This is a genomic window from Baekduia sp. Peel2402, from assembly GCF_052567285.1.
In genome coordinates this window covers 4,533,592-4,558,286 of sequence record NZ_CP199582.1, presented here as the reverse complement: position 1 = coordinate 4,558,286, position 24,695 = coordinate 4,533,592, and the positions used below count along the sequence as shown (strand labels likewise).

Sequence of the window (24,695 nt, the reverse complement as noted above, 5' to 3'; positions counted from 1 at the left end):
CGTAGGAGCCGTTCCCCGACGCCGGTCCCGACGAACGCGGGGCGACGGCGTTGTGTGTCCTCCTGGCCGCCGCCGTCGCCATGGTCGCCGCCGGAACGGCGGCGGCGACCACCGCGCCTCCGGCGCAGCGCGGGCTAGGGCGCGCGGACCGCGTGGCGCGTGAAGACCACGCCGTTGGCGAAGCGCCGCGTGTCGAGCAGCTCGAGGTCGAGGCGGAGGTCGTCCGGCAGCGCGCGCAGGCCGCCGCCGACGACGGCCGGTGAGAGGAAGAGGCGGATCTCGGAGACGAGGCCGGCGCGCAGCGCGGCGGCCGCGATGGTCGGGCCGCCGATCGAGACGTCGGCGTCGGCGCGGGAGACCAGCGCGCGCACGGCTTCCGGGTCGAAGGACGTGGCGATGCGCGTGCGCGGCGTGGTCGGCGCCGTGAGCGTCGTCGAAACCACCACCTTGTCGGCCGCGCGCCAGATCGAGGCGTAGTCCTTCAGCGTCGCGTTGGGCCTGTCGCCCAGCAGCGCGTCGTCCTGCCAGGCGCGCATCACCTCGTACATCTTGCGCCCGTAGACGTAGGTCCCGATCGGGCGCTCCTGGTCGTTGACGAACGCGTGGACCTCCTCGTCGGGCACCGACCAGTCGAACTTGCCGGCGACGTCGGCGACGTAGCCGTCCAGCGACGCGATCGCCGAGTAGATCAGCGCAGCCACGTTGCCCCGTAGAACTTCTGGGTGTCCTTGAACAACGACGACAACAAGCGCTTGTTGATGGCGTCGCCCGGCTTGCCGACCGTCGAGGGTTCGTAGGCCACCGTCCAGGTGAAGGTGCATGAGGCGTCGCCGCTCGGCTCCACGAGGTAGTCCTCCGCGAACGCCTTGGCCAGCGGCGCGCTCGCCTTCTGGACCGTGAACGACTTGCGCCGCCCTTCTTCCCAGCGGAAGAACCGCTCGTGGAAGACGTTCAGCCCCTTCAGCGCCACGACCTCGCGCGTGGTCCCGACGCCGAACGGCCGCTCCGACGTCCACGTGACCCGGTCGAGGATCCGGCACCACGACAGCGGGTTGTCGCCGGTCAGGTCGGCCCAGACCGACGCGGCCGGGCGGGAGATCGCAAACGCCGCGACGAGGCGGACGGGCGCCTCCTCCAGGAAGCGCTCGTCCACCGGGCGCGTGTCGAACCAAGGTCGCTTCATAGAGCGACCTTTCTACCGGACGATCGCCACCGCCGCTTCAGGCGACACGACGCGGAACGCGAAGGACTCCTCCAGGTAGAGGGTCACGCTCTCGCTGTCGTGGCTCTCGTAGCCGACCGCGATGTCCTGGCCCGACTCATACAGGAAGTCGCCGCCGCGCTGGGAGACGACCACGCCGCCGTCGACGCCGGGCGCCCATACGATCGGCCCACCGAGGATTTTGCGCAGGTGGTCGAACAGCAGCACGCCGCCGCGTTCGGCGACCTCGATCACCCGCGTGTACTCCTCGCGGCCCAAAGCGAGGCCGTACGGCCCGCCGACCCCATGGCGCAGCAGCGTCTCGACCGCGCGCGCCACGAACGACGGGTAGCGCTCGACCTCGTCGCCGCACGGGATCGACTCGTGCGGCGAGACGCGCGCGATGCCGTCGATCCCGGCCTCGCTCCAGCCGTGGAAGACCGCGGTGTTCTCGCTGACGACCATGCGCTGGGCGGCGTCGTCCAGCGCGCCGAGGTCGACGTCTTCGGCCCCGCGGTCGCCCGCGGCCAGCTCGGCGCGCGAGACCTCAAAGCGCGCCCGGACCTCGACCAGCGGCTGCACGCGACGCACGCGGCCCTCGACGTGCTCCAGCGGCGAGATCTCGCCGTCGGCCACGCGCCCGAGGTTGACCGCGCTGTGGTCCCAGCCCTTCGGGCCGGCGAAGTCGACCAGCCGCCGCGCCGCGAGGCCCGGCGTCAGGCGCGCCTTGGCCTCCTCGTCGATGAGCGCCCAGCCGGCCTCGCTGATCGGCGCGTGCGAGCGCAGCAGATGCCCGTTGGCCATCACGCCACCCCCCGCAGCGAGCCGATGCCGAGCGAGCCGTCGAGACCGCTCGCCCCGCCGTCCGCATCCCCATCGTCGTCGCCCGCCGCGGCCTCGGCCGCCTCGCCGTGCTCGACCACGTCACCCTCCTTGAACAGCACGCCCGCCGCGATCTCGCGCCACTTCGGCTTGCGCCGCAGCAGGAACTCTAGGTCCATCGAGAAGTGCTTGTACTCCTCGCCGACCGCATCGCTCATGATCGCGTGCGCCTCCGGGTCGCGCTCCAGCGCCAGCCGCTGCTCGTACCAGCCGATCGCCTCGGCCTCCTCGGTCAGCGACGCGCAGAGCCGCGCGAAGGTCCGTGTCTCCTCCGGCAGCTCCTCCGGAGGCTCGTGGTACTGGTCAAAGCCCATGCCCTCGAATCTACTCCGCGGGCGCGGGCGGTTCGATCGGATCTTCGCGCGGGGCGTCGGGCTGGGGCTCGACGTCGGGCCCGACCGGGTCGATCGGCTCCGGCGCGGGCGTCGGGTCGGCGGGCACGGGAGACGGCTCGGGGACGATCGGCGTGGCCGGCTCGACCGGCTGCGGGACTTCCAACACGATGGTCATGCCTGAGGCCTACCCGAGCGGCGTGTCGTCCAACTTCTGGCGCAGCTCCTCGATCGACTCGAACACGTCCGACGCACCCGCCTCGCGCAGCTCCTCCGAGGAGAACCCGCCGGTCAGCACGGCGATCGACGTGATCCCGGCGGCCTTGGCGGCGTGGCAGTCCCAGGTCGAGTCGCCGATCATGATCGCGTCCTTGGAGCCGATCTTCTCGATCGCCGCCAGCACGAGGTCGGGCGACGGCTTGGTCGCCTCGACGTCAGCCGACGTCGTCCAGCCGTCGGCCAGCGAGCGCGCGTCGAGCAGGTCGAGGTAGTGGTCGACCTCGTCCTCCTTGGCCGACGACGCAAGCACGATCTGCGAGCCGCGGTCGCGCAGGTCCTCCATCAGCGCGCGAGCGCCGCGCAGCGGCTCGACCTCCTCGATGAACGTCAGGTACAAGGCCTTCTCGGCCGCGCGGATGTCGTCCCCGTCGCGCTCCTCGACCTCGTCGGAGAGCAGCGCGGCGATGAGCTTGTCGCCGCCCATGCCGATGTGGCGGTGGATCCGCCACAGCGGGACGACGTGCCCGTGTTGGCGAAACGCGCGGAACCACGCGATGGCGTGGTGGTAGTTGGTGTCGACGAGCGTCCCGTCGATGTCCAGGATGGCGGCGGTCACCACTCCTTCTTGCCCGCTACGCGGCGCCGGAATGCGAGGCCGAACCAGAGCCAGGCGAAGAGCGAGGCGGTGCAGGCGATCGTGATCGCCACGGTGCGTGAGCCGTAGAGCACGTCGGTGAGCAGCAGCAGGACGCCGTTCATGGCGAACGCCAGCAGGACCATCCCGGCGATCGTCTGGCGCGACGCGAGCCGCACGAGGTAAGGCTTCTGGTGGTGGCGGAACGTCAGCCGGTGAAACGCCGACGGCCCCATCAGGAACGCGGCGCTGGCGGCGGTCAGCAGCAAGGTGATGAAGTAGACCGTGCGCTGGAAGTCGTCGGTGTCGGCAAAGCGCTGCTGGAACGGCACGGTCAGCAGGAAGCCGAACAGGACCTGCACGCCGGGCATGACGACGCGCAGCTCGTTGAGCAGCTCGATCAGCTCGCGATCCAGCCGCTCCGCGTCGTCCTCGTCTGCGCGTGCCTCGTGCTTGGAGTCCTCGGGCGCCATCGCGCCCGATCCTACGCCGCGGCCGGCACCGTGATGCGGTCGCGCAATTGCTGGACCGTGCGGCGGATCAGCCGCGAGACGTGCATCTGCGAGATCCCGATGTGCTCGGCGATCTCACGCTGGGTCAGGCCCTCGTAGTAGCGCAGGCGGACGATCTCGCGCTCGCGCGGCGGCAGCTCGTGCAGGCCATCGGCGAGCATCGCGCGGGCCTCGGCGCGCTCGAATCCGTGGTCGTCGTCGCCGATCGCCTCCAGCGGGCCGGTGCCGTCCTGGAAAGGCTGGTCGAGGGAGAGCGTCCTGTAGGCCTCGGCGGCGGCCAGCGCCTCCATCACGCGGTCCTCGTCGGCGCCGGTGGCGCGCGCCAGCTCGGCGACCGTGGGGCTGCGGCTGAGGTCGTGGACGAGGCGCTCGCGGGCGACGCCGATCTTGCCGCTCAGCTCCTGGACCTCGCGCGGAACGCGCATCATCCAGCCGCGATCGCGGAAGTGGCGCTTGAGCTCGCCGGCGATCGTCGGGACCGCGTAGGTGGCGAAGCGGACCTCGCGGCTGAGGTCGAAGCGGTCGATCGCCTTGATGAGGCCGACGCAGGCGACCTGCTCGAGATCGTCCAGCGGCTCGCCTTTGTTGGCGTAGCGGCGCGCGAGGCTGCGGGCCAAGGGGAGCATCCGCGCGGCTACCTCGTCGCGGGCATCGCGGTCGCCGTGGTCGTGCCAACGGTGCAGGAGCGCGCGCACGTCATCGCTGCCCGCCGTCGAAGCCGTCGTCGGGTTCATCGTGGTCTTCCTCCCAATTGTCCCTGCCTGCCATCCCCAGAACTGGGGATGGCCGTATCCTCACTTTTGGGGATGCGGCCGCAAGGTGGACATGCATGGTCAGGCGTCGTTTCGGCGACAACTAGCCCCATGATGGGGGTGGACAAGGGTGGGCAGACCGTTCCGGCGACGCGCTTTGCGGAGATGACCGGCGTCTCCCGCGAGCGTCTGCGCACCTGGGAGCGCCGCTACGGCTTCCCGGAGCCGGTGCGCGTCGGGTCCGGCCCACGGCGATATGCGGTCGCCGACGCGGCGCGGGTCGTGGCGGTGCGCTTCGCAGCGCAGGCCGGGACGCCGCTGGACGTCGCGATCGCGGCGGCGCGCGCGACCGAGCCGTCAGAGGCGCCGGCCGACCTGTCGTTCCGCGCGACGGTGGAGCACGCGCCGGTCCCGGTCGCGCTGGTGAGCGGGCCGGAGCCGCTGGTGATGGCGTGGGCCAACAGCGCGCTGCGGCGGATCGAGGGCGCGCCGGCGCCGGGCGAGGCGCTGGTCGCGATCAGCGGGTCGCGGACGGGCGCGCTGCTGCGCGAGCACTTCACGCGCGACCTGGGCGCCGCGGAGGTCGAGCACCCGCCGTGGGGCGGCAGCGTGACGGCGCCGGGGAGCGCGGCGGTGAGCGCGCGGTCGGTCGTCTACCGGCTGCCGGTGGCGCCGGGCGACCAGCCGCTGCTGGCGATCGTCGGGATCGAGACGCGCGGGGAGCACGAGGCACGGGCGGCGCTGGCGCGCGCCGAGCTGCGGCTGGCGGCGTTGGAGCACCGCGCCGAGCGCCACGAGCGCTGGCTGGACGCGCTCGGCGCCTTGGCCGCGGAGTTCCAGCACGAGCCGGGACCAGACGTGATCGCCTCGGGGCTGGACGTCTTGATCCGCCAGACGCAGGCGGTCGATGTCGGGCTGGCGTCCTACGTCAGCGGGCGGTTGGCGCTGCACGGGACGCGACGAGGTGCCTTAGGCGCGACCGCGCTGACGGTGGCGGCGCACCCGCAGGTCGGCCGCGCGTTGCGCGACGTGGACGGCGCGTGGCTGGACGAGCCGACCGCGCGATCGCTGGGCGTGCCCGAGGGGCTGCACGCGGTTGGCGTGCCGATCGCGGTCGCGGGCGAGGTCCTGGGGCTGTTGGTGATGGTCTTCGACGAGGTCGAGCCGTTGGACGACGACAACCGACGGCTGCTGGCCGCGATCAGCGCGGCGCTCGGCTTCGCGCTGCTGCGCGATCGCTTGGTGAGCGAGCTGGCGGCGTCTACGCCGACGACGGATCCGACGGCTCGTGCGCCGCGGCGGTTCGCAGCCGCGTCACCGCCTGGCGGATGACCCGCGAGACCTGCATCTGCGACACGCCGATGATCTCGCCGATCTCGGCCTGGGTGAGGTCCTGCTCGAAGCGCAGTCGGAGGACCTCGCGCTCGCGGGGCGTGATCGAGCGCATCAGGCGGTCGATCGTCGCGCGCTCTTCGGCGCGGGCGTAGTTGTCGTCATCGTCGCCGATGGTGTCGGCGAGCGTGTCGCCCGGCTCGGCCTCGGTGCCGCGGGGCGTGTCGAGCGAGGTCGCGTGGTAGGCGCCAGCGGCCTGGAGCGCCTCGAGCGCCTGCTCCTCCGAGCAGCCGAGATGCGTCGCGAGCTCGGGGATCGTCGGCTGGCGGTGCAGGGTCTTGATGAGCTCGCCGACGGCGCGCTCGGCCTTCAGCGCCGACTCCTGCAGGTCGCGCGGAACGCGGACCGACCACGTGCGGTCGCGGAAGTGGCGTTTGATCTCGCCGAGGATCGTGGGCACCGCGTAAGAGGAGAACGCGACGTCGCGGGTGGCGTCGAAGCGGTCGATCGCCTTGACGAGGCCGAGGCTGGCGACCTGGATGAGATCGTCCATCGGCTCTTCGGGCCGTTGGTAGCGACGGGCGAGCTGGCGGGCGAGCGGCAGGTAGCGATCGACCAGCGCCGCGCGCAGGGTCGGGTCACCCGGGCTCTGGGCCAGGCGGGTGAAGAGGAGGCGTTCCTCCCGGGCTCGGTCGACGTCGTGCTGCACTGGGTGAGGCGTGGCACGGCGCCAGGGGCTGGGGCGCGGGGGTTGGACGCACGGCGGGGTTTGGGCCGGGCGAGCGTGAGACATTATATGCGACGTGAGTAAGGCAACGGACAGCCTGAGGATCTTGGCCGCTGATGAGGACCAGAAGGCGCTCGAGCGGACCTCGGCGCTGCTGGGGACGCTCGGCCACGACGTCACGGCGACGGCGGTGGATCTCGCCCAGGTCACCGAGGCGATCGCGCGCGAGGAACCGCAGCTCTCGGTCGTGGTGGTGCACCAGGACGACGAGCACGCGCTGGACCTGATCGAGGAGATCAGCGCGTTCGCGACCGGCCCGGTGATCGCCTTGCTGTCGGAGGAGGACGCGGACTTCGTGCGCCGGGCCGCCGAGCGCGGGATATACGCCGCGGTGCGCGACGGCCATCCGGACGCGATCCAGAGCGCGATCGAAATCGCTTTGCGACGCCACGCGGAGACCGAACGGCTGGTCGAGCAGGTCGACCGGCTGGAAGGCGCGCTGGAGCGCCGCGCGGTGATCGAGCGGGCGAAGGGCATCCTGATGGAGCGTCACGGGATCAGCGACCGTGCCGCGTTCGATCGGCTGCGCGCGCATGCTCGCTCCAACAACCGGACCGTTGTGGACGTCGCAGCGGCGGTGACCGACGGGCACGCGCTGCTGACGACCGACGGGGACGAGTCGGACGCATAGTCTGCGCGATGCGCTGCATGCTCCGGCCTTGCACTGGGAACACAATGACCATGATTGGTGTTCTCATTGCAGTCCTTGTCGCCGCGCTTGTGTACTGGCTTTGCCTTGCGCTCGGTTTGCCGGCCATCGTCGGCATCGTGGCGGCGATCCTGGTGCTGATCGGCGGCGTCGGCACCGGCGGATATGGCGTGCGGCTCGGTGGCCGCAATCGCGTCTAGCGCCGCACCTCCAAGCGTGAGCTTGAGCCGCGGGGGCGCATCGGCGTACCTCGGCGCAGCCAAGCGCGCCTTCAGCGAGTTCCGCCGCCACGAGATGACCGACGTGGCGGCGGCGCTCACCTACTACGCCATGATGTCGCTCTTCCCGGCGATCGTCCTGGCGACATCGCTGTTCTCGTTGATCGGCGATGAGTCGACCGTGACCAAGGCGGTGGACTACCTCGCGCGCCAGGGCGCCGACCAGGAGACCCAGGACGCCATCGGCGCGGTGATGGAGAAGATCGTCAGCGCCTCGGGCGGTGCCGTGTCGGTCGCGTTGGTGATCTCGGTTGCGATTGCCTTGAACGGCGCCTCGGGCGCGTTCGGAGCCTCGGGCCGTGCCCTGAACCGTGTGTATCGGGTGGAGGAGGACCGCGGCTTCGTCGGCCGCAAGCTGACCGACCTCGGCACGACGCTCGCGATCGTGGTCGTGCTGTTGGTCGTGGTCGCTGCCCTGTTCCTGGGCGGTGGGTTCGCGGAGGACCTGCTCGGCTCGATCGGCCTGGGCTCCACCGCGTCGCTGGTCTGGTCGCTCGTCCGCTGGCCGATTGCGCTGGGCGGCATGTTGATGGTCTATGCGTTGATCTACACCTACGCACCTGACGTCGAGAACCGCAAGCTGCGATGGATCACCCCGGGTGCGATCGCGGGCGTGCTGATCTGGATCGTCGCCTCGATCGGCTTCGGCATCTACATCAAGAACTTCTCGTCTTATGGCGCAGCCTACGGAGCGGCGGGCGCGGTCATCGTGTTGTTGCTGTGGCTGTGGCTGTCGTCGTGCGCGTTCTTGTTCGGCGGCGAGCTGAACGCCGAGCTGGAGCGCGTCGAGCGCGCGGGCGCGGGCGCGCCGCCGGCGATGTCGCCGGCGCCGAGCTGAGCGGCGCGCGGTGCCTCGGGCGCGGGCAGCGCGAACGCCCGCGGCGCCTCGCGCGGGGCGACAGGCGCGGGCGACAGCTCAGGCGACGGGGGCCGGGTCCTCGCGCAGCGTGAGCTCCTCCGGGTGCAGGCAGAGCGCGCGGCGGCCGGGGCAGGTGAGGCAGAGCGAACGGTGCGGGCGGTCGGTCGGGACGAAGCGGCCGGCGGCGATGCCGGCGATGCGCTCGTCCAGTTCGGCGCGCAGCTGCGGGATGTGCGAGCGGTCGTAGATCGCGACGGCGGGCTCGGCGGGCCGATGGAGGAAGAGGTGGGCGACCTCGACGTCGGGCGCCCCGGCGCCGAGCGCGGCGAGCGCGTAGATGCGACGCTGGGCGCCGTAGTCGGCCTCGACGTAGGCCTCCAGGTCGGTCTCAGGCGAGACGACGTCGGACTTGTAGTCGACGACCAGCGCGCCGTCGCCGGGCTCGAAGGCGAGCACGTCGACGATGCCGTTCAGCAACGGCGCCTGGTCGTCGCCGAGCCCGACGACGAAGCCGTGCTCGCGGCGCACGTCGGTGGCGTCCGCCAACCGCTGGGCGAGGCTGCTGTCGGCGAAGGCGGCGACGAGCTGCTGGAGGTCGACGACGTCGCCGTCGGTCAGCTCCGCCTCGTGCAGCTCGGCGAGCCGGCGCACGGCCTCCTCGGCGGGCGCGACGGGATTGGCGAAGTCGAGGTCCTCCAGCAGCGCGTGCGCGAGCGACCCGCGCGTGAGCGCATCCAGCCCGCCCTCGACCGGTCCCGGCGGCCGCTCCGCGCGCGCCGTCACCCGACCGCCGGAGTCGTCGCGCGGGAGGCGGAGGATCCGTTCGAGGTACCAGCGATATGCGCAGCGGTCGTAGGCCGCGAGCGAGCTGTAGGACAACGTCGCGGGCAGCGGCCGCGGCGGGTCGGCGCGCGGGGCGCGGGGCGCGGGGACGGCGGGCGGCGCGGCGCCGGGCGACTCGGCGGGCAGAGGCAGTTCGGCGGCGGGCGGCTCGGCGAAGACGGCGCGGGGTGGCTCGGGCGGTGGGGCGAAGAGGTCGAAGGCGAGCTGGCCGGCGGGGTCTTCGGCGATCGGGGTCACGTGGCCGGGGCCGGAGGCCTCGGCGGCGATGGGTGAAGGCGAGGTGGTCGGGTGCGGTGGCGGCTCGCGGTGGACCTCGAGCGAGAGGCGCGGGTGGGTGGCGAGCGGATCGGGGTCGGTGAGGAGCGGCGAGTCCGCGGCGGCGAGGAGGCCGGTGAGGTCGGTGGTGAGGAGGGGCGCCATCCAGCGCAGGGGCGCAACCGCGGGCTGCGGCGAGGCCAGCCACTTGTCCGGGTCGAAGGTGCCCGAGAGGATGAGGCGCTCCTCGGCACGGGTCATCGCGACGTGAAGGATCCGGCGTTCCTCCTCGGAGTCGGCGAGGCGGCGCTCGTCGCGCAGCGCTTCCCAATCGAGGGTGGGAGCGGAGCCGCCGTCGACCGTGCGCAGCCGCAGTCCGATGCGGTCGCCGGCGACGAGCAGGTCATCGGTCTGGTTCTGGCCGGCGCGACCGAGGTCGGCGACGACGACGATCGGGAACTCCAGGCCTTTGGCGGCATGCATCGTCATCAGCCGGATGGCGGTGGCGTCGCCGAGCTCGACGGGCGCGTCGGTCTCGCGGGCCTCGGCCTCCAGCTCGGCGGTCGCGAGGTCGATCAGGCCGCGGACGTCGCGGCCGCGACGGGACTCGAAGCCTGCGGCGAGGCGCTGGAGCTTCAACACGTTGGCCCAGCGGCGACGGCCGCCGGGCAGGCCCAGCACGTGGAGGTCGTAGCCGGTGCGGTCCACGACCCGTTCGAGCAGCTCGTCGAGACCGCGGCGCGGCGCGTGCCGGCGCTCTTGCGCAAACCACGGGCAGAAGTTCGCCAGCGCGATGCGGTCGGCGTCGGGGAGCAGGTCGGTGAGGGGCGAGGAAAGGGCACCGTCGTGGTCATCGTCGGGGAGCGCGGCGGCGGCCGCGGCGGCGCGCGACGGGAAGGCGGCCTCAAGGGCGTCCCAGCGCACGCCGGGCTTGGCGGTCCGGGCGAGGATCGCGAGGCCGTCGGCGCTGAGGCCGACGAGCGGCGAGGCGAGCAGGCCGAGGAGGGCGAGCTCGTCGCGCGGGTTGGCGAGCGCGCCGAGGTAGGCGCACAGGTCAAGCACCTGCTGCCGGCCCCAGTAGCCGCCACCGCCCGCGGCGAGCGTCGACAGCCCCTGCTCTTCCAGCGCGCGCTCGAAGACCGCCATGTCGGTCGCCGCGCGCAGCAACACCACGATGTCGCTCGGCGTGATGCCCTCGTCGCGGACCAGCGACGCGATCCGCGCCGCGACGACGCGGGCTTCAGCGCGACGCTTGGCGGTCGCCTGCGGCAGCGAGGCGAGGATCTCGGGCGGCCACGCCTCGACCGCCTCAGCGTCGGTGAGCAGCAGCTCGACCGCAGGCGCCGCACCGTCGCCGGCTCCCTCCCGTCCGGCGATGAACGGGACGTGCGCCGCGCCGTGCAGCGCGCCGAACGCCTCATCCAGCACGTTCAGGATGTCCGGCCGGCTGCGGAAGTTCATGGCCAACTCGGCCGCTGCGCCCCGCTCCGCCAGCGCCGCGCGCTGCGTGCGGAAGATCCGCACGTCCGCGTGCCGGAACCCGTAGATCGACTGCAGCTCGTCGCCGACCGCGAAGCGCTCCTCGCCTAACAGCTCCAACAACATCAACTGCGTCGCGTTGGTGTCCTGGAACTCATCGACCATCACGCGCTGGAAGCGCTCGGCGTAGCCGGCGCGGATCGCGGGCGCGTCGCGCAGCAGGTCGCGCGTGAGCAGCTCGAGGTCGTCGAAGTCCAGCGCTGCCCGCGCACGCTTGGCCGCCGCGTAGGCGTCGGCGTAGCGCCCGAGCAGCTCGTCGAGCAAGATGATGGTCTTCGCCGCGAGCGTGTCGCGCCACGCGGTCGCGAACGCGTCCAAGGCCTCCAAGTACGCCGCGCACCCGTCGCCCTGCAAGGCCTTCGTGTTGCCCGGCTTGAAGGCGGCGGCGCCGAGGTCGGCGAGCGACGGAACGGGATCGGCGAGCAGCCGGCGGCAGCGCTCCAGCGCCGCGCGAGCGGAGATGACGGACTTGCGCGCGTCGCCGGGATCGAGCTCGGTCTCCGCGCGGGCCAGCGCGGCGACGAGCGCGTCAGCGGACGGAGGCGCGGCCGATACCGCGGGCAGCGACGGTCGTGTCATGCCGCCGCTGCGCAGCTGGTCGTGCGCACGGGTGATGATCGGCTGGAGCGCGTCGACGCCGTAGGCCGCGACCACGTCGAGCGCGTCGGGGCGATCTGCCTTGAGGAAGGCGGCCAGCGCGCGCTCGAACGCCGTCCCGCGCACGTCCCGGGCCTCGGCCTCTTCCAGCACCGTGAACGCCGGGTCGAGCCCGGCCCGCACCGCGTGCGCCCGCAGGATCCGCGCGCAGAGCCCGTGGAAGGTGGAGATCCAGGCGGCGTCGAGGTCGCGCGCGCGGTCGCGGCGCCCCAGCTCCACGAACCGCGCCCGCACGCGCGTGCGGAGCTCCCCCGCCGCCTTGTCGGTGAACGTGATCGCCAGCATCCGGGCCGGCTCCACGCCGTCCTCCAGCACAGAGCGCACGAAGCGCTCGCTCAACACGGAGGTCTTGCCCGACCCCGCGTTGGCGGACAACAACAGCGAGCCGTCGCGCCGCGCGATCGCGTCGGCCTGCTCGGACGTGAACGGCATGCCGCCACGGCCCACCATCGAGCCGTCCGAGGCGTACAACAACGACACGTCGCTCATGCGCTCACGCACCGGCAGATGGTGGGGAACGCGCAGCCGCCGACGTAGGCACACGAGTCCGGCGACGGCTCCAGCGCCCCGGCCCGGATCTCCCCCACCGCCGTGCGCGCGGCGTCGGCGCAGGCGGCCAGCAGCGTCTCCAGCTCCTCGGGATCGAGGCGGTCGGTGGCGAACGCCGACAGGCCCGGGTCGGCGTCGCGCAGCACGGCGCCGCGCGGGCGCGCCTCGGTCCCGCCCAGCGGCTGGTAAAGCCCACCGACCGGCTCCAGCCCCAGCACCGACCGCACGGCCAACATGTACAACGCGATCTGGAGCTTGCCCTTCTCCAGCCACTTGGCCTGCTCGGTCGCGGTCTTGCCCTTGTAGTCGTAGATGATGGCCTCGCGGCCGGAAGCGTCCGTGTCGATGCGGTCGATCCGCCCCGCCAGCCGCAGCCCGCCGTCGTCGTCCAGGTCCAGCGCCGGGTACGGGTCCTCGGCCATCCCGAACTTCACCTCAAAGCGCGTCGGCGCCAGCGCGCTGCCCGCGTGGGCGGCGAACTCCAGGTAGCGGACGAGGTCGACCTCCAGGCGCCGCAGCGCGCTGCGCAGGCGCTCCGGGTTCGGGGAGATCCGGTAGTCCTCGGCGTGCTCGTCCATCGCGGCGCGGACGAGCGCGCGCGCCTCGGGCAGGCGCTCCGGCGACAGGCCGCCCTCAGCCGCGAGCGTCGACAGCGCGATCTCGAGGACGCGGTGCGCCAGCTCGCCGCGGATCAGCGGCTCGGGGTCGGGCACGAGCGCCTCGGGCCGCAGGTGGCGCTCGACGAACCACTTGACCGGGCAGGACGCCCAAACCTCGAGCTGGGACGCCGACCACGTGTGGCGCTCGCGCAAGGGCCCGAGCGCGGCGGGCGCCGTGAGATGCCCGATGACCGGCGGCGTGGCGGATGGCGCGGACGCGGCGGCGAAGCGCGCTGCCTCGCGCTCGGTCGGCGCCATGTCGCCCGGCCAGCCGGCAGCGCCCAGCTCGCGTCGCCGCGGCTTCTCGGCCCAGCCGGGCACGAGGAGGTCGGCGACGTCGTCGACCAGGAGCGATCGGACCGTCGGCGCGCCATCGTCGGTCGCCGCGTGCCACGAGAGCCCGAGGAGCGCCGTCGGCCGCGAGACCGCCGCGTAGAAGAACAGGCGCTCGACGTTCAGCGCGTCCTCGTGCAGGCGCAGGCGCAGCCCGGAGGCGGCGTTGATCGCGCGACGCTCGTCGTCGCCCAGGAACGGCTCGGGCTTGGCCGGCGCCGGGAACACGCCTTCCTGAAGGCCGAGGCAGAACAGCGCGCGTACGCGGCGCGCGCGCAGCGATTGGGGCTTGGTGACCGTGACGCGCCCGGCTCCAGATTGGGAGCCGACGTAGACCTCCAGGCCGTCGAGCGTCGCGGCCAGCTCGGCCGGGCCCGGCTGCAACTCGGGCGGCAACTGGCCCAGCTCGCGCAGCGCGCGGCGGACCTGCGCGGCGACGCGCGCGTCCAGCTCGCCTTCGGCGTCGAAGACCGGCGCGGAACGGCGATAGGGCGCGGCGAGCAGCGTGGCGGCCTCAGCGTCGACGCGCTCGGCCAGCGCCTTGACGCCGCCGCGCTCGTAGGCCTGTGCCATGTGGTCGAGGGCCTCGAGCGACCAGCGCTCCTGCTCCCACAGCGCGCGCGCCTGCTTGGCCGTGCGCGCGCCGTCGCGCCGTGCCCGTGCTTCGAGGCGGTCGGCGAAGGCCGGCGTCTTCAGCAGGCCCGGCGTGCGCAGCCACGCGAGCAGCTCGTCGGCCGACGCGTCCAGCAGCGCGCAGCGGACCATCGCGACGAGCCCGCGCCCGAGCGCGGTGTGGCCGACGCGGATCGTCCGCCGGACCGCAGCTGGGACGTCGTAGGCGCGCAGGACGAGGTCGATCAGCGGCGCGGTGGTGTCGAGCCCGCGGTGGACGATCGCGATCTCATCGGGCGGGACGCCGTCCTCGCGGATGAGCCGCGAGACCTCGGCGGCAACCAGCTCGACCTCAGCCCGCTCGCCGCCGCCTTCGAGCGCGAGGACGGCGTCTTGCGGCTCAGCGCGGTCGGCGATCTCGGGCTCGTACAGGTGGCGCTCGACGTGGTGCAGGACGGGCGCGTCGTAGTAGTCGGGGACGGCGGGCTGCACGTCCTCGGTGGCACCGAGCGCGAGCAGCTCCTGGTGGAGCGTCGCGCGCGCGGCGAAGGCGGCGCGGCCGGGCTCGAAGGTAAGCGAGAGGACGACCTCGGCGCCGACCGCGTTGGCGAGCGTGTCGATCACGTCGCGCTGCAGCGGCGTGAGATCGTCGAACCCATACAGGAAGACCGGCGTGCCGGCCCAGCGCGTCGGTTCGTTGCGCAGGGCGTCGAGCACAGCGGTGACGTGCTGAGGGCGATCGCGGCGGCCGGTCTTCTCAGCCGCGCGGCGATAGGCGAGGACGAGTGCCCCGAGCTCCTCGGCGAAGGCGGCGCGGCCAGGGTCCTGCGCGGCCCAGGCGCGCAGCGCGGCGACGAACCGGGGCGGCTCGATGCGGGCCTCCCCCAGCTCGCCGGCGAATGCGACGAGCGCCGCCGGGAAGCCGGGCGTGGTGGCGGCCGCCTGCAAGCGCTCCAGGGACGTGGCGGCGATCGCGGCGGCCGCGACGCGCTCAGCCTGAAGTGCCGTCAGTGTCCGGCCCGGAACGCCCGCGCGATAGGCCAGCTCGCGCTCCAGGCCGGCGAACCGCTCAACCCGCACGCCCAGGACGGTCCCACCGCCAGCTAGCTCGCGCCGGTAGATCTCGACGTCGGCGACGGTCGGGACGACCAGCAGCGGCGACTGCGCCGCCCGCGCCCGCGCGCGCTCGAGCACGACGCGCGCTTTGGCGGCGTTGGCGGGTCCGGTGACGAGGTGGAGGGGCATGCGGGTCCGACAGGGTGGCAGCGGCGCCCGACGGTGTTGCGAAAGTGCGGCGCGCTGCCGCTCCCCGTCTCAGTTTGACGCGCGGACCTGCGCGGTATTCGGTGGGTCAGACGGTCCCCGGGACGGGGCCGTGGCACACCGCACGCTCTCATCCCCGGCGTGCGCGCGAGCCGGTCGCCATGACCGGCTCGCGGCGTTTTAGGACGAGTTGGTGAGGATTCGTTAGCGGCCTGCGGTTTGGCGCGCGCGCCGTCACCCGGCGGGTACGGGAGCGAAGATGCGTCTCGGCTTCGCGGTGAAGGTCCTCGGCGACGGCGGCTTGCCGTCCCACGACACGCGGCGGTGGCAGAGCGAGCCGTCGCTGGACGTGTCGCTTGACCGGCTGGAGGCGATCTTGCGCTATTGCGCCGCGTACGAGATCGACATGTACCGGATGCCGACCGGGCTGGCGCCCTACGCGTCGCATCCCGAGCTGCCGCAGTTCCGGGACGCGCCACAGGTCTTCGCGGAGCGCCTGGCGGAGGTCGGCGCGCTGGCCCGCGAGCTGGACGTGCGGCTGTCCTCGCACCCCGGCCAGTACACCGTCCTCAACAGCGAGGACGAGCGGGTGCGGCGGCTCGCGGTCGAGGAGCTGGAGGTCCAGGCCGAGCTGATGGACGCGATGGGGCTAGGGCCGGAGGCGGTGGTCGTGCTGCACGTCGGCGGCGGCGCGGGCGGCCGGGACGCGGCGCTCGATCGGCTCGAGGACGGCTTCGCACGCTGTAGCGAGGCGGCCCGGGCGCGGCTGGTGATCGAGAACGATGACCGCACGTTCGCGCTGACCGACGTCCTGGAGCTGCACCGCCGGATCGGCCGCCCGGTCGTGTGGGACATCCTGCACCACCACTGCCACGACCCCGACCGCATCCCGGACCGCGAAGCGCTGGCACTCGCGCTGGCGACGTGGCCGGACGGCGTGACGCCGAAGATCCACTACTCCTCGCCGAAGACCGCGCTGGAGGAGAAGGACAAGAAGCTGGTCCTCCCCCAGCTCCGCGCCCACGCGGACATGATCGACCCGATCGGCTTCGAGCACTTTCTCACCGAGACCGCCGCGGGCCTGCCGGACTTCGACATCATGTTGGAGGCCAAAGGCAAGGACCTTGCCTTGCTGCGGTTGCGCGACCAGCTGACGGCACGCGGGGTTGCCCTAACGTCCTGACCATGACCGCGGCCTCCTCCCGCATCACGTGGCTCGGCGCCCTCATCTGCACCGCGGGGCTGACCCTGATCGCACTCGGCACCTGGGTCCTGACCGACGAGGCCGTCGGCATCGCCTCAGGCGACAGCGGCGCGACGCCCGCCTTCTCCGGCATCACCGTGCAGGAGGTCCCGGATCGCACGGCGGTCGCGCTCGGCCTCGCGCTGGCGGCCATCGGCGCCGTAACGCTGACCGCGGCGGCGCTCCGCCCGCGGCGCTAGCGGTAGCCCCAGGTGTGGAGCTTCTTCAACAAGTAGGGCTTGAAGGACGCTGAGATCCGCTTGGCCTTGCGCTGGCGGTCCAGTTCCTTGGTGGCTACCGAGGCCTTGCCGAGGAGGTACTGGTCGGCGACGTAGGCGGCGAGGACGCCGCGGATGTCGTCGCCCTTCTTGGCCTTGCGCAAGGCCTTCAACAAGGAGGCGGCGTCGGTGCGGATGAGCTTGGGGAACTGCTTGGTGTCGTCGACGAACTTGCCCTTGGACACGTGCAGGACGAGCGGCGGGAAGGCGGAGCCGGCAAAGGCGGTGAAGACCGACGAGAAGACGGGGTCGTAGCCGACCAGCTCCGGACGGCCGTCGTTGTCAAGGTCCTTAAGTTGGTAGCCGACGTCGCCGTACTCGAAGTCGCGCGGCTGGTAGCCGGTGCTATCCCAGGACAGCAGGCGCGCGGTCAGGCAGCAGTGCGCGCCGCCGGAGAACGTGTCGACCAGGACCTCGGGCTCGCCGTCACCGTCCAGGTCGGCGACCTTGAGGACCGACTCCTGCGCCTTGGTGTTCGCGTCGTCGGGCACGAGGATGCAGCCCTCGTCGCAGATGTCGACGATCGTGAGGTCGTAGCGCACGCCTGCGCGCGTCACGGCCAGGCGCGGGTTGGCGATGCCGTAGTCGGCCTTGTCCCACTCGAGCGTCGCGGTGACGTTGCCGACCGTGCGGGTGACCGTGCCGGCATCGTTGGCGGACGCCAGCGACGGCGTGACCAGGAGCGCCAGCGCCGCGAGCAGGACCGCGGCGAAGGCGCGCGGCGCCGTGCTAGGCCGCCGCACTCGCCCCGCTCGCCGCCGGAGCCTCGGCCGCGCCGTCGCCGGTCGCCCCGGCTTCCATCTCGTCCTGCTGGGCTTCCTTGAAGCCCTCCTTCGCCCACGGCTCGTCGAACTCCACGCGCATCCGGCCTTCCTCGTTCTGCACGAGCGCCAGCCGCGCCCGGAACGAGCGGCCCGAGCGGCCCTTGAAGCCCGTCACCGGCTTCTCGGTCTTGCCCTTGGCGATCAGCTCCTTGGCGATCGCCGCCGGCAGGTTCTTGCCGGCCTTGGACTTCCAGATGACAAAGCCGCAGCCCGGGTCCTCGCGCGACCAGCACGAGTAGCCCTTGCGGTTCTCGATGATGTCGTTGCCGCAGATCGGGCACTGGCCGAGGTTGGCGCGCGGGATCCGGACGTCCTTCAGCTTGGCGTCCAGATCGCCGACCGTGAACTCCGCGAACTTCGCGATGTCGGCCATGAACACCTTGCGCTGCTGCTCACCGGCCTCGATCGCGGCGAGGCGCTGCTCCCAGTCACCGGTCAGCGACGGCGACGTCAGCGGGTGGTCGCCGAGCAGCCGGATCACGTTCATGCCCTTCTCGGTCGGCACCAGCGAGCGGCCGTCGCGCTCAACGTAGCCGACGTCAATGAGCCGCTCGATGATCGCCGCGCGCGTCGCCGGCGTGCCGATCCCCGACTCCTTCATGACCTCGCGCAGCTCGTCGTCGTCGACGAGCTTGCCCGCGGTCTCCATCGCGCCCAGCAGCGACGCGTCGGAGTAGCGCCGCGGCGGCTTGGTCTCCTTCGCCAGCACCTCGACCGCGCGCGTGTCGACGCTCTCGCCCTTCTCGAGCTTGGGCAGCGACTGGTCGCGGCCCTCGTCCTCTTCGTCGCGCGCGCTGCCGTCGTCGGCCTCTTCGCCGTAGACGCCGCGCCAGCCCGGGACGACCAGGACCTTGCCGCGCGTGCGGAAGATGTGCTCGCTCACGGTCGTCTCGATGCGCGTGTTCTCAAAGACGGCCTCCGGGTGGAAGACCGCCAGGAAGCGCCGCGCGACCATGTCGTAGATGCGACGGTCGTCATCGCTCATCTTGTCGAGCTTGTGCGATGAGTTGGTCGGGATGATCGCGTGGTGGTCGCCGACCTTGGCGTCGTCGACGACTCGCCCCAGCGGCAGCAGGTCGAGCCCGACCACGTACTGGGCGCCCTTGGCGTACTCGGGCCGCTCGCCGACGTGGCCCGCGACCTCCTTGAGCTCCGGCACCATGTCGCTCGTCAGGTAGCGCGAGGACGTACGCGGATAGGTGAGCGCCTTGTGCTCCTCGTAGCAGCGCTGCGCGGCGGCCAGCGTGCGCCGCGCGCTGAAGCCGTAGCGCGTGTTGGCCTCGCGCTGGAGCGACGTCAGGTCGTACAGAAGCGGCGCCTTCTCCTTGCGCGTCGTCTTCTCGAGCTTGGTGATCTCGCCCGCCTGGCCGCGCACGGCGGTGGCGATCGCCTCGGCCTCTTCGGCGGTCGCGATCCGCGGCTGGGCGCCTTCGTGGAAGCGACCCTCGTAGCCGCGGTTGCCGGACGCGTCGAAGACCGCGTCGACGAGCCAGTAGGGCTCGGGCACGAACGCGCGGATCTCCTCCTCGCGCCGCGTGAGGATCGCCAGCGTCGGCGTCTGCACGCGACCCAGCGAGACCGCGCCGTCAAACGAGGACCGCAGCCGGATCGTGGCCGCGCGCGTGGCGTTCATGCCGACGATCCAGTCGGCTTCTGACCGCGAGCGGGCCGCGTCCTCGAGCTTGGCCAACTCGCCACCGTCACGCAGGTTGTTGAACCCCTCGCGCATGGCGTCGTTGGTCATCGAGTTCAGCCACAGCCGCTGGACCGGCTTCTTGGCGCCAGCCTTCTCGAACAGGTAGGCGAAGATCAGCTCGCCCTCGCGGCCGGCGTCGCAGGCGTTGATGACCTGGTCGACGTCGTCGCGGCGCAGCAGCTGCTTGACCACCGACATCTGCTTCTGCGAGCGCTCGTCGCGCACCACGAGCTTGAACTTCGGCGGCACGATCGGCAGGTCCGCCATGCGCCACTTCTTGAACTTCTCGTCGTACTCGTCGGGCTCGGCGAGCTGCACGAGGTGGCCGACCGCCCACGAGATGATGTGCTCGGGCCCCTCGAGCCAGCGCTCGGTCTTCTCCCCCGCGCCGGACTTCTTCTCGAACGGACCCGGGAGGATCCGTGCCAGGTCGCGCCCGACGGACGGCTTCTCGGCGATGACGAGGATCTTGCCCATGTGACGCCGGAGCGTAGCGGCCAGGCCGTGTGGCGGGGGCGCTGTCGCGAAGTCGTGGCAGGACGCGCGTGGCTCGGCGTCAGTCCGCGCAGGCTCCGGTGGAGACCGCCTGGCCCGCGCCAGCCCGGCCCGCGAGCACCTCGCGCACGACCGCGTTGGGCACGCCGTAGCCGCCTGCCGGTGACGCGCGCGTCGACTTCGCGAAGACCGTCGCCAGCACCCGGCCCGCGGTGTCCACGAGCGGACCGCCGGAGTTGCCCGATCGCACGGTGCCGCGGAACGTCGTCATCTGGCGCGTCACCGGCCCGTTGCCATAGGCGTCCTGGGAAACCACCGCCCGCGTGGCGCCCAGGCGCGCGGCGCGCACGTCATAGGGCCCGTTCTCCGGGAAGCCGAGGACCGCGCCCTCCGTGCCCGAGGAGGTGTCGTCGGCAAACGGCAGCGCGGGCACCTCGGAGATCCCCTCCACGCGCAGGACCGCCACGTCGTTGGTCGAGTCATACGCGACCGCGACCGCGTCGTGCTTGTCGCCCTCGCCGCGGATCTGAACGGTTGTGTCGTCCTCGCCCGCGACCACGTGCGCGTTGGTCACCACCAGCCCGTTGCCCGCCACCCAGCCCGAGCCCTCGATGCCCAGCCCGCACGCGGTGCCGAGGATCCGGACGACCGACCCCGCCGCGGCCTTGACCTGCGGGTCGCGCGCCACCGCGGCGCGTGGAGCGGGCACGTTGGCCGAGGGGCCGTCGACGTGCGGGAACGGGTCAAAGCGCGCGAGCGCGTTGAGGATCGGCCCCGAGGGCGGCAGCACGTCGTTCAGCCGCGACAGGATCTCGCTGCGCTGGATGTCCTGTCGAAGCTCGCGTGCGCCCGGCGTCTGGAGCATCACGGCGCCCGCGATCCACGCCAGGCCCAGCCCGATCGCAGCGCTGAGCCCTGCCCCGAGCAGCCCGTCGAGCGTCCGCACGCCAGGTATCGGGACGCTGCGCCGGACGAGGAACCCCGCGGTCTCGAACACGCCCGCCAGCAGCGAACCGCCGAGGACCGCGCCGGCCAGCGACACCAAAGGCGCGTACGGTGAGGACGACCCGTCGCTCAGCAACGCAGGCCCGATGCGGCTTCCCAGGAACGCGCCACCGACGAAGCCCGCCAGCGCAAAAGCGCCCGCCACAAACCCCTGCCGCCACCCGATGGTGGCCATCAGGATGGTGAAGGCGACGATCAGCCAATCGATCTTGGTCAACCGCGCCGAGAGTACTCGGCTCCCACCCGCCCCGCGCGTCGGTACTTTGCTTGACCTATGCCGCCGTCGCCACGCCCCTCGCGCGCCCAGACACGCGCGCGCCGCCTGGTGGCGGTCGGCGTCGTCCTCGTCGTCGCGCTCGGGATCGGCGTCGTGTGCGCGACGACCGGCGGGCCGTCCGAGAAGGACGCGGTCACGCGCTTCGCGCGCGCGTGGGATGCCAAGGACTACACCGCGATGCGCGCCGAGACCAGCGGTGCGTCGCAGGATCGTTACAGCCTCGGGGCGTTCCGCGACAAGTACGCCAGCGCCGCCGACACCGCGACGATCACCTCGCTGCGCACCGGCACGCCGCAGGAGGCCAGCGAGGGCAACTGGCGCGTGCCGGTGGTCGTGCAGACCAAGGCCTTCGGGCCGGTCCGCGGCACGCTGCGGCTGAAGGTCGTCGAGAAGGACGGCAAGGCGATGGTCGAGTGGGCCCCGAACCTCGTCTTCCCGGGCCTGGGCGCGGGCGAGTCGCTCAAGCGCACGACCGAGATGCCGGAGCGCTCGGACATCCTGGCGCGCGACGGCACGCCGCTGGCCGCCGGCCCGGACCGGACCTCGACGCTGGGTGCGACCGCCAGCGCGATCGCGGGATCGCTCGGGCCGATCCCGGAAGACCGCAAGGAGCAGTACGAGCAGCTCGGCTACCCAGCCGACACACAGGTCGGGATCACCGGGCTGGAGCGCGCGTTTGACCTGCGCCTGGCCGGAACCCCGGGCGGCGAGCTGCGCGCCGGCGCGCGGCTCCTGGCCCAGCGCGCGCCAAAGAAGTCGGCGGCGGTGCGCACGACGATCGCGCCGTCGGTCCAGGAGGCCGCGGTCACTGCGCTGGCCGGGCGGTTCGGCGGCGTCGTCGCGATCCGGCCCAAGACCGGCGAGATCCTCGCCGCGGCCGGCGTCGGCTTCTCCGGCCTGCAACCGCCGGGCTCCACGTTCAAGATCATCACCGCGACAAGCGCGCTGGAGAACGGCGTCGCGAAGGTCAGCGACGAGTTCCCGGTGCAGACGAGCGCCACGCTGGAGGGCGTGGAGCTGCAGAACGCCAACGGCGAGTCCTGCGGTGGGACGCTGGCCAACGCGTTCGCGGAGTCGTGCAACAGCGTTTTCGGGCCACTGGGCGCGAAGGTGGGCGCCGCCAAGCTCGTGGCGACCGCCGAGAAGTTCGGGTTCAACGCGCCGACCGGGATCACCGGCGCGGCAACGTCCTCGATCCCGGCCGCCGACGAGATCGGCGACGACCTCGCAGTCGGGTCGTCCGCCATCGGCCAGGGTCGGGTCCAGGCGACCGCGCTGCAGATGGCGATCGTCGCGGCGACGATCGGCCTGCGCGGCAAGCGCCCGGCGGTGACGCTCGATCCCGAGAAGTGGAAGACCGCGCCGACGACCCAGGCCACCGACGCCAAGACGGCGCGGACGGTCGAGAAGCTGATGCTGGGCGTCGTGCGGTACGGCACCGGCACCGCGGCGGCGATCCCGGACGTCAAGGTCGCGGGCAAGACGGGGACGGCGGAGTTGAAGTCGACCCAGACCTGCAAGCCGACCGCCGACAACCCGGAGTCGTGTGCCGATCAGGACGCGACGGACACGAGCGACACCGACGCCTGGTTCTCGACCTATGCGCCAGCGGGGAACGGGACGCCGCGAATCGCGGTCGGGTTCATGCTCGTGGGCGCGGGCGCAGGTGGGGACACGGCGGCGCCGGCGGCGCGAGAGGTTGTTTTGGCGGGGTTGAAGAACGGCGGCTGAGGGGCTGGCCGCGGGCGTTGGTGGTTCTTCGCTCATCAAGGGCGTGGGAGCGGGGTGGCGCGGCCACCGCCTGGGGGTGATGGTCGCTTTGGGCAGCGCCGGCCGGGCTGGCTTTGGCATCAAGACATGAATGCGAGCCTCAAGGGGCGTCCGTCGACCTCGGGGTTTGAGGGTTCGGGCCCGAAGGACGCTCGGTTGGGGATCCGGGTCGTTTTAGCGTCGTATATCGACGCTAACTCGACCCGGACCTCGATTTCGGGATGCGGGTCGCTCCGAGCTGGCATATGCAGCTCTCAGCGACCCGGATCTCCGAAACCCTGATCCCTCGAACCCCAACGGCCGAGGGACCACCCTGGAGGCCGAGTCTGATGTCTTGATGCGGCTGTAAATCCCCGCCGCCGGAATCGCCCCCAGCGACCATCCACACCCCAAGCGGTCGCCACGCCCCAACAGCCTCACGCCCTTGACGGCCCGTTAACGAACAACGCCCGCGCAAACCCTCGCGCGGGCGCCACCAAACGCAGCGACGCCGCTAGACGTCGAGGTCGACTGTCGCCGTGGTGCCCTCCGGCGACGTGATGTTCAGCTCGAGCGGACGGGAGTCGTAGGTCGTGTTCTCGACCTTGAAGAGCAGCAGGCCGCCCTGCGTGAGGTTCTCGCGTGCCAAGGAGCCCGGGACCGGGATCTGGTCGCCGCCGTGGACGACGGCCGGGTGGTAGGCGGTGCGGTTGAGGTTCGTGTCGAGCACGATCGGCTGGTACTCCTTGCCGGTCGTGTCACGGATCACGAACTGGGAGGCCGACTCGTGGTCGTCCTTGGTGCGGTTGAAGACGCGAATGAAGACGCCGAAGTACTCCTCGCCCTTGGACAGCGACGTCCCGGTGGGCAGGCCCGTGAGGTAGTCACGGTCCTCGAAGTCCTTCTCGTTGAGCTGCCGCGAGATCTGGACCTGGTAGGCCAGCTCGCCCGTGTTGACGTAGACGCCCTCGGTCTTGCCGGCGGTCGGCTCCTCGGACTCCCCGCCGCAGGCGGCCAGCGAGGTCGCGGCGGCAAAGGCGACGGTGGTGGTGGCGATCAGGCGACGAAGCTGCATGGCGGCGGCGGACTCTATCTACGACTGCTGTTCGAGGTCGGGACGGAAGCGGAAGGCGGACGCGGGCTTGCGCGCGCCGCCCGCGACGGACGGACGCGTGCCGCGGCCGCGGTCCTCTTCGAGGATGTCGCGCAGGCGGGTCAGCGCCTTCTTGTTCTTGCGCTTGAACCAGGACGCGCCGAGCTTCTCGTTGAGCCGGTCGCTGAGGAACTTCGGCTTGCTCTCGAACGTGAACGTCACGCGCGTGGCGCCGCCGGAGTGGTCGCGCAGCTCGTAGACGCCGCGCGTGAGGATCCGGTTGAACTTGCCCATGCGCCCGCGCTCGACGATCTGGTGCGGCGCGACCTCCACCAGCGTGGAGTCGCCGAAGTTGTAGCGGCTGCGCACCGGCGTCTTGATCTTGTAGCGGGCGCCGGCGCCGACCCCGTAGGAGTCCTCGCGCGTCAGGCGCCAGTCGACGAGGTAGTGATCGCAGAACTCCGCGTGGTTGGCGATGTCCGCGAGGTACTCGAACACCTCCTCGCGGGGGCGGTCGATGATCACATCAGCGCTGACGGGGTCCACGCCGGGAGATTCTACCCGCAGGTCCTGCTCAGGCGGCGCGCGGAGTGATGCGCCGGACCGTGATCCCGCGCTCCATGTGATGGACCGGGTACGCCGCGTCGGGCTCGGCGCGGCGCAGCGGCGTGCACAGCTCGCAGACCGTCGCGGAGGTGCCGAAGCGGAACATGCGCTCGCCGACCAGCGGCGTGCGACCGCAGTCGTCGCAGACGTGGCGTCCCGCCGTGAGGTCTCCAACCGACTTGCGCATCAGCGCGGTCTCGAGATCGGTCTCGTCGAGCGTCTTCAGCGTCCTGGCCATGCCGCGGGGTTCTCCACCCGAGAGGGTGGTCCTGCCGCTGCACC

The 24,695-nt window shown here is 72.0% G+C and carries 23 protein-coding genes and 1 pseudogene; 7 read left to right on the top strand and 17 right to left on the bottom strand.

Going from position 1 to position 24,695, the window contains the following annotated elements:
• Window positions 1-134 precede the first annotated feature (134 nt).
• The 8 genes and pseudogenes from ACT01A_RS22310 to ACT01A_RS22275 all read right to left on the bottom strand — a co-directional run bounded on the left by ACT01A_RS22310 (window position 135) and on the right by ACT01A_RS22275 (window position 4,514).
• A complete protein-coding gene (locus ACT01A_RS22310) occupies window positions 135-701 on the bottom strand; it encodes a dihydrofolate reductase family protein (RefSeq protein WP_445149307.1) in 567 nt (188 codons plus the stop codon).
• Entirely contained in the window at window positions 689-1,183 is a 495-nt protein-coding gene (locus tag ACT01A_RS22305) for an SRPBCC family protein (RefSeq protein ID WP_445149306.1), read from the bottom strand. Before ACT01A_RS22305 ends, ACT01A_RS22310 begins: the two co-directional genes overlap by 13 nt.
• Before the next feature lie 12 nt (window positions 1,184-1,195).
• Window positions 1,196-2,005: a family 1 encapsulin nanocompartment shell protein gene (locus ACT01A_RS22300; RefSeq protein ID WP_445149305.1), complete on the bottom strand. Its 810-nt coding sequence runs from the start codon at window positions 2,003-2,005 to the stop codon at window positions 1,196-1,198.
• A 92-nt stretch (window positions 2,006-2,097) separates the two neighbouring features.
• Window positions 2,098-2,397 (bottom strand): annotated as a pseudogene (locus tag ACT01A_RS22295) (ferritin family protein); the annotation flags it as partial.
• Window positions 2,398-2,407: 10 nt separating this feature from the next.
• Window positions 2,408-2,593 carry a hypothetical protein gene (locus ACT01A_RS22290; protein ID WP_445149304.1) on the bottom strand — a complete coding sequence of 62 codons (186 nt, stop codon included), beginning with the start codon at window positions 2,591-2,593 and terminating at the stop codon, window positions 2,408-2,410.
• A gap of 9 nt (window positions 2,594-2,602) precedes the next feature.
• A complete protein-coding gene (locus ACT01A_RS22285) occupies window positions 2,603-3,250 on the bottom strand; it encodes an HAD family hydrolase (RefSeq protein ID WP_445149303.1) in 648 nt (215 codons plus the stop codon).
• Window positions 3,247-3,741 (bottom strand): DUF6328 family protein, encoded by a 495-nt coding sequence (locus ACT01A_RS22280; protein ID WP_445149302.1) that lies wholly within the window; start codon window positions 3,739-3,741, stop codon window positions 3,247-3,249. Before ACT01A_RS22280 ends, ACT01A_RS22285 begins: the two co-directional genes overlap by 4 nt.
• Window positions 3,742-3,752: 11 nt before the next feature.
• On the bottom strand, window positions 3,753-4,514 hold the full coding sequence (locus ACT01A_RS22275) for a SigB/SigF/SigG family RNA polymerase sigma factor (protein WP_445149301.1): 762 nt from the start codon (window positions 4,512-4,514) through the stop codon (window positions 3,753-3,755).
• Window positions 4,515-4,643: 129 nt separating this feature from the next.
• Between ACT01A_RS22275 and ACT01A_RS22270 the strand changes: the two genes are divergently transcribed.
• The gene (locus ACT01A_RS22270) at window positions 4,644-5,864 is read left to right on the top strand and encodes a MerR family transcriptional regulator (RefSeq protein ID WP_445149300.1); all 1,221 of its coding nucleotides are present in this window, start codon (window positions 4,644-4,646) and stop codon (window positions 5,862-5,864) included.
• On the opposite strand, the gene ACT01A_RS22265 is transcribed toward ACT01A_RS22270, so the two are convergent.
• A complete protein-coding gene (locus ACT01A_RS22265) occupies window positions 5,794-6,573 on the bottom strand; it encodes a SigB/SigF/SigG family RNA polymerase sigma factor (protein WP_445149299.1) in 780 nt (259 codons plus the stop codon). The genes ACT01A_RS22270 and ACT01A_RS22265 overlap by 71 nt on opposite strands.
• Before the next feature lie 124 nt (window positions 6,574-6,697).
• Between ACT01A_RS22265 and ACT01A_RS22260 the strand changes: the two genes are divergently transcribed.
• Genes ACT01A_RS22260 through ACT01A_RS22250 form a run of 3 tightly spaced genes read left to right on the top strand, consistent with a single transcriptional unit; the run spans window position 6,698 to window position 8,416 of the window.
• A complete protein-coding gene (locus ACT01A_RS22260; RefSeq protein WP_445149298.1) occupies window positions 6,698-7,282 on the top strand; it encodes an ANTAR domain-containing response regulator in 585 nt (194 codons plus the stop codon).
• A gap of 44 nt (window positions 7,283-7,326) precedes the next feature.
• On the top strand, window positions 7,327-7,500 hold the full coding sequence (locus ACT01A_RS22255) for a hypothetical protein (protein ID WP_445149297.1): 174 nt from the start codon (window positions 7,327-7,329) through the stop codon (window positions 7,498-7,500).
• Window positions 7,501-7,516: 16 nt separating this feature from the next.
• Window positions 7,517-8,416 (top strand): YihY/virulence factor BrkB family protein, encoded by a 900-nt coding sequence (locus ACT01A_RS22250; protein ID WP_445149296.1) that lies wholly within the window; start codon window positions 7,517-7,519, stop codon window positions 8,414-8,416.
• A gap of 78 nt (window positions 8,417-8,494) precedes the next feature.
• Here ACT01A_RS22250 and ACT01A_RS22245 read toward each other — a convergent pair whose 3' ends face one another.
• Together ACT01A_RS22245 and ACT01A_RS22240 are read right to left on the bottom strand one after the other, a co-directional pair.
• Complete coding sequence (locus ACT01A_RS22245) at window positions 8,495-12,220, bottom strand: UvrD-helicase domain-containing protein (RefSeq protein WP_445149295.1); 3,726 nt, start codon at window positions 12,218-12,220, stop codon at window positions 8,495-8,497.
• Window positions 12,217-15,129, bottom strand: coding sequence for a PD-(D/E)XK nuclease family protein (locus tag ACT01A_RS22240; RefSeq protein ID WP_445149294.1), 2,913 nt, complete (start codon window positions 15,127-15,129; stop codon window positions 12,217-12,219). The genes ACT01A_RS22245 and ACT01A_RS22240 overlap by 4 nt, the downstream gene beginning before the upstream one ends.
• Before the next feature lie 277 nt (window positions 15,130-15,406).
• Here ACT01A_RS22240 and uvsE point away from each other — a divergent pair, with 277 nt between their 5' ends.
• Window positions 15,407-16,330 carry a UV DNA damage repair endonuclease UvsE gene (uvsE, locus tag ACT01A_RS22235; RefSeq protein WP_445149293.1) on the top strand — a complete coding sequence of 308 codons (924 nt, stop codon included), beginning with the start codon at window positions 15,407-15,409 and terminating at the stop codon, window positions 16,328-16,330.
• Window positions 16,331-16,332: 2 nt separating this feature from the next.
• The gene (locus ACT01A_RS22230) at window positions 16,333-16,590 is read left to right on the top strand and encodes a hypothetical protein (protein WP_445149292.1); all 258 of its coding nucleotides are present in this window, start codon (window positions 16,333-16,335) and stop codon (window positions 16,588-16,590) included.
• On the opposite strand, the gene ACT01A_RS22225 is transcribed toward ACT01A_RS22230, so the two are convergent.
• The 3 genes from ACT01A_RS22225 to ACT01A_RS22215 form a co-directional block, all read right to left on the bottom strand.
• Window positions 16,587-17,411, bottom strand: a complete 825-nt coding sequence (locus ACT01A_RS22225; RefSeq protein WP_445149291.1) for a hypothetical protein — start codon at window positions 17,409-17,411, stop codon at window positions 16,587-16,589. The two genes, ACT01A_RS22230 and ACT01A_RS22225, sit on opposite strands and share 4 nt — an antisense overlap.
• Window positions 17,398-19,665 (bottom strand): DNA topoisomerase 3, encoded by a 2,268-nt coding sequence (locus tag ACT01A_RS22220; RefSeq protein ID WP_445149290.1) that lies wholly within the window; start codon window positions 19,663-19,665, stop codon window positions 17,398-17,400. The genes ACT01A_RS22225 and ACT01A_RS22220 overlap by 14 nt, the downstream gene beginning before the upstream one ends.
• Window positions 19,666-19,744: 79 nt before the next feature.
• Window positions 19,745-20,905 carry a MarP family serine protease gene (locus ACT01A_RS22215; protein ID WP_445149289.1) on the bottom strand — a complete coding sequence of 387 codons (1,161 nt, stop codon included), beginning with the start codon at window positions 20,903-20,905 and terminating at the stop codon, window positions 19,745-19,747.
• A gap of 57 nt (window positions 20,906-20,962) precedes the next feature.
• Between ACT01A_RS22215 and ACT01A_RS22210 the strand changes: the two genes are divergently transcribed.
• Window positions 20,963-22,696 (top strand): penicillin-binding transpeptidase domain-containing protein, encoded by a 1,734-nt coding sequence (locus ACT01A_RS22210; RefSeq protein WP_445149288.1) that lies wholly within the window; start codon window positions 20,963-20,965, stop codon window positions 22,694-22,696.
• A gap of 532 nt (window positions 22,697-23,228) precedes the next feature.
• Here ACT01A_RS22210 and ACT01A_RS22205 read toward each other — a convergent pair.
• Genes ACT01A_RS22205 through ACT01A_RS22195 form a run of 3 tightly spaced genes read right to left on the bottom strand, consistent with a single transcriptional unit; the run spans window position 23,229 to window position 24,651 of the window.
• On the bottom strand, window positions 23,229-23,789 hold the full coding sequence (locus tag ACT01A_RS22205) for a hypothetical protein (protein ID WP_445149287.1): 561 nt from the start codon (window positions 23,787-23,789) through the stop codon (window positions 23,229-23,231).
• An 18-nt stretch (window positions 23,790-23,807) separates the two neighbouring features.
• The gene (locus tag ACT01A_RS22200; RefSeq protein WP_445149286.1) at window positions 23,808-24,353 is read right to left on the bottom strand and encodes an SRPBCC family protein; all 546 of its coding nucleotides are present in this window, start codon (window positions 24,351-24,353) and stop codon (window positions 23,808-23,810) included.
• A 28-nt stretch (window positions 24,354-24,381) separates the two neighbouring features.
• Entirely contained in the window at window positions 24,382-24,651 is a 270-nt protein-coding gene (locus ACT01A_RS22195) for a hypothetical protein (protein ID WP_445149285.1), read from the bottom strand.
• Between the last annotated feature and the right edge of the window lie 44 nt (window positions 24,652-24,695).